Origin of the sequence: Micromonospora sp. LOL_023 (assembly GCF_048060115.1) — a bacterium.
GTDB lineage: Bacteria > Actinomycetota > Actinomycetes > Mycobacteriales > Micromonosporaceae > Micromonospora_E.
Map to the genome: position 1 here is coordinate 1 of NZ_JBHMIM010000136.1, position 3,318 is coordinate 3,318.

A 3,318-nucleotide genomic window follows, 5' to 3' on the forward strand; every position below is an offset into this window, starting at 1 on the left:
CGCTTCTTCCCTCGACTTTCCTAACAGGGTAACCTTATTGGCTCCCTGTCCGGAATCCTCGGGGCACCTCAGCGGCACAACCTGGCCTGGTGTGGTGCTCGCCGATGGCACTGTCGCCGGGCAGGTCACAGTCGGCACAATTCTGAGGCAGCCATTTCTGCGCAAGGCGTCCGTCGGCTATTGGATCGGCAGTGTCTTCCAGAACGAGGGGCATGCGAGCCGCGCCGTGACGCAGGTCCTGGCGGTGATGGCTGGCGAGCTCGGTCTGCATCGGGCGGAGGCTTCCACCCGGCTGGAGAATCTGGCCTCGCAGAAGGCTCTGCGTCGCAACGGCTTTCGCCCGTACGGCGTGGCCCGCGAGCACATCCTCCTCGATGGCGCCTGGCGTGACGGCATTCTCTGGGAGCTGATCCTGGGCTCCTGACTGGATGCACTGCGAGAAGCCCAGGCAGGCATGGGCCTAGAGGATCGGCCCCCGATCATGATCGGCGGCAACGGTGACAGGGTTCTCCGCCTTGCCGCGCGGCACGCCGACATCATCTCCTTCTCGGCCACCGCCTTCGATGTACACGGCCGTGGCATGTACATCCTTACCGAACGGCAGATGGCCGAACGGGTCGCCCTCGTAGACGCGGAACTGCGCCACCAGGGCCGCGAAGGGGTTCAGCGCAACGTGATCGTGCTCCGTGCTCAGGTGACCGACGACCGCCGGGCAGCCATCGAGGACTACTTCCGCTTTCTGCGCGGAACGATGAGCCCAGCCCAGATCGGCAGCCTCCCCGCCGTACTCATCGGCAGCCCTGAACAGATCGCCGAACAGCTCCTGGCCCGCCGAAACCGGTTCGGCTTCACCTACATCACCGTGCAGGAGAAGTCTCTGGACACCTTCGCCAAGGTCATTCCCATGCTTACCTGAGCTGATCCGCTTGGTGACGCGCCCGGACGAACTGGGTGGGGCGCCGCTGCAGTCAGGCGTGGTCATCGGTAGCAACCCGATCCGCACGGCAAGCTGGGCGACACGGACCTGCGAAGATCCCTCCCAGGCGCGCTGAGCTGGTGAAACATCAACAGCCTGACGGATCAGCCGTAGGACCTGCGATATTTCGCGTTCGCCGCGTGCCGCGCTGACCAGGAAGTTGGGTTGCGAGGCCGTTATGTCCGAATGTGTGCCCCCGGCAGGATTCGAACCTGCGACACACGGTTGCCAAACGTCACGGTCATGAGCTTGTCATTGGCCGCCAGAAACCATCGCTTACCAGCACCGACGCAATCGTCGGCTTGTCAACGCTCGTCACTGATAGTCCACCCTTAGCAGGGGTTTTCGGGGGGTAAACGGGGGCACCGTTGACCCGTCACCGGGACGTTTACAGCCCGCCGGGCCCCAATCCGGGCGCACCTCTGGTCGTCACCGTGGCGGTGGGAGCGATCGTGTTGGTCAGAAGTCTGCGGTACTGGAGGTGTTGCTGGCCCGAGCGTCGACCAGCACGACTCCCACGAGGTCGCTCCATGGCTCCAAGATTTCGACGTCGCGCTGGAAGAAGGCTGTCACCTGGGCCGGCGGTTGCGTCGCGGGGGACGGGAACATGTGGTCCATCGGTACCCCGTCACTCACGTCTCGAAGAGTTACATCGTGCTCTATCAATCGTTCGAAGACACTCTGGATTCCGGCGATCATGCTCTCGCCTGTGCTGCAGACGAGGTGGTACCAGGGCATTCCAGCACCCAAGACTGTCTCGGCGTCGCACTGTCCGCTGGTTGCAAGGCGGAGCGCTGTCTCGGCAAGCACGACGGTACAGCCCCATTGGGCGACGTCGGCGGGTCCGTGCGGGCAGGGACCCGGGCCGGCAAGGCCGAGTCTTTTAGGTTGCCAGTCGCTGTAGATGCAGTACAGGCCGGAGATGTTGTCCGCTCGGCATCGTTCCACGAACGCCTCGACTTGCTTGTCGAAGGGTGCCGTGCCTGCTGCCGGCTGGTCGAGGGCTATTCGTCCCGTGCGTGGGTGGGCGCGTTTGGCTTGGATCCGGAATCCTATGTAGCGGTGTTGGTCGCGGATCCACCACTCCCAGTCGGCGCCGTTTTGGGCCTCCTCGTGGGAGGCGAAGCGGTGGATCTTGATCTGGCTTCGGTGCTGGGTCGCGAGCTCGAGTAGCGCGTTGTCAGTGAAGGTCGGCTCCAGGGGCACCAGTCCGACGGATCGTCCGACAGTCGTAGACCAGGCAACCCTTGCAGCGATCGAGCGAAACGACGGACAGAGAGACGCGCTCTGGCGTGATCGTAGGATGCGAGATCGCCGGACTCCGGTCGGTGTCAACGTCCACGTGCCGTGCCCGGACCGCGCCGTCGGGAAGAGCAGTTTCGCCGCGACCAGCTCTTTTCGGGCAAAGGAGGCATTGTTCTTCCAGGCTGCTTCGCCGTTGGCTCGGAGCGCATGATCGTCGGCTGCGAGCCGGCCACCGAGCGAACGCTCGATGGCGCCAAGGACGCGATCGCGGCGGGCGCTGCCGCCAAGTTCGCCCAGGGCGATCAGAATCCAGTCAGCGAGCTCGTCCTGTTTAATCACATCTATCCATGTGGCGAGGGGTAGGCGGGAAGCCCTGGCGAGGCAGATGTCGTGAACGATGTCATGGTTGGGTCGGGCTGGCCGCCGGCAAGGCACCGATGTGGACAGGAATCTTACGCCGCCGGAGGGAGCCCGAAGCCGCTCGCGATGAGCATGAACGCTGCGGTGACGACCGGCTTGCCTGCCTCCATGAAGTAGTTCACTGCGCGGCCAATCCCGGCGGTGACGCGGCCGGTGTTTGGTTGCGGCTGCTGGACTTCCTGCTGAACTGCTTCGAGTTCCGCTCGCGCGGACGTTCTGGCCTCGTCGGTCAGCTGCAGCTTGTCGAGCCCGTCGAGGAGGGTCTGCACGAGCTTGGCGACGCCGGCCTGATCGACACCGACGGTCGTGTTCTGGGTGAAGCCCTCACTGGCCACCGCCATCGTGCCGTTGTTGATGATCGGCCCAAAGTTGAAGGTGGCGGTGTCACCCCGGCCCTGGCCGCCCTGCTTGTACGCCGTCACGTTTCCTCCGTACTGCTCGACGCAGTCCTCGCCCTTGCTAGTCAGTTCTACCCGAACCGGGCCACGCGTCTGGGCTGTCCGGACGCCCTTGATGAAATCCTGCTCGTGTAGGTAGGCGGCTGCCCGGTCGATGTCGTCCTCGGTCATCCGTTCACCGAGGTACATCGACTCCTCGTTCTGAAGGACATTGAGCCTTTCCGGGTAAGGCTCTGATCACCGGGCGCGGTGTCCGGAACGGTCAAGATGTGTGGGAAT

At 64.0% G+C, this 3,318-nt stretch carries 4 protein-coding genes; 2 read left to right on the forward strand and 2 right to left on the reverse strand.

Annotated elements, in window-relative coordinates; genetic code table 11:
- Both ACFHVL_RS30950 and ACFHVL_RS30955 read left to right on the forward strand, forming a co-directional pair.
- Nucleotides 1-424 (forward strand): GNAT family N-acetyltransferase (locus tag ACFHVL_RS30950; RefSeq protein WP_416632153.1); only part of this gene is annotated, 424 nt, incomplete at its 5' end.
- Nucleotides 425-481: 57 nt separating this feature from the next.
- Nucleotides 482-916 carry a hypothetical protein gene (locus ACFHVL_RS30955; RefSeq protein ID WP_416632154.1) on the forward strand — a complete coding sequence of 145 codons (435 nt, stop codon included), beginning with the start codon at nucleotides 482-484 and terminating at the stop codon, nucleotides 914-916.
- 519 nt (nucleotides 917-1,435) lie between these two features.
- Here ACFHVL_RS30955 and ACFHVL_RS30960 read toward each other — a convergent pair.
- Both ACFHVL_RS30960 and ACFHVL_RS30965 read right to left on the reverse strand, forming a co-directional pair.
- Nucleotides 1,436-2,560, reverse strand: coding sequence for a hypothetical protein (locus ACFHVL_RS30960; RefSeq protein ID WP_416632155.1), 1,125 nt, complete (start codon nucleotides 2,558-2,560; stop codon nucleotides 1,436-1,438).
- A 113-nt stretch (nucleotides 2,561-2,673) separates the two neighbouring features.
- On the reverse strand, nucleotides 2,674-3,210 hold the full coding sequence (locus ACFHVL_RS30965) for a hypothetical protein (protein WP_416632156.1): 537 nt from the start codon (nucleotides 3,208-3,210) through the stop codon (nucleotides 2,674-2,676).
- Nucleotides 3,211-3,318: the final 108 nt, after the last annotated feature.

Coding starts and splice junctions, on each gene's coding strand:
- ACFHVL_RS30955 (WP_416632154.1), top strand. CDS start 482: ATGATCGGCGGCAACGGTGACAGGGTTCTCCGCCTTGCCGCGCGGCAC.
- ACFHVL_RS30965 (WP_416632156.1), bottom strand. CDS start 3,210: ATGACCGAGGACGACATCGACCGGGCAGCCGCCTACCTACACGAGCAG.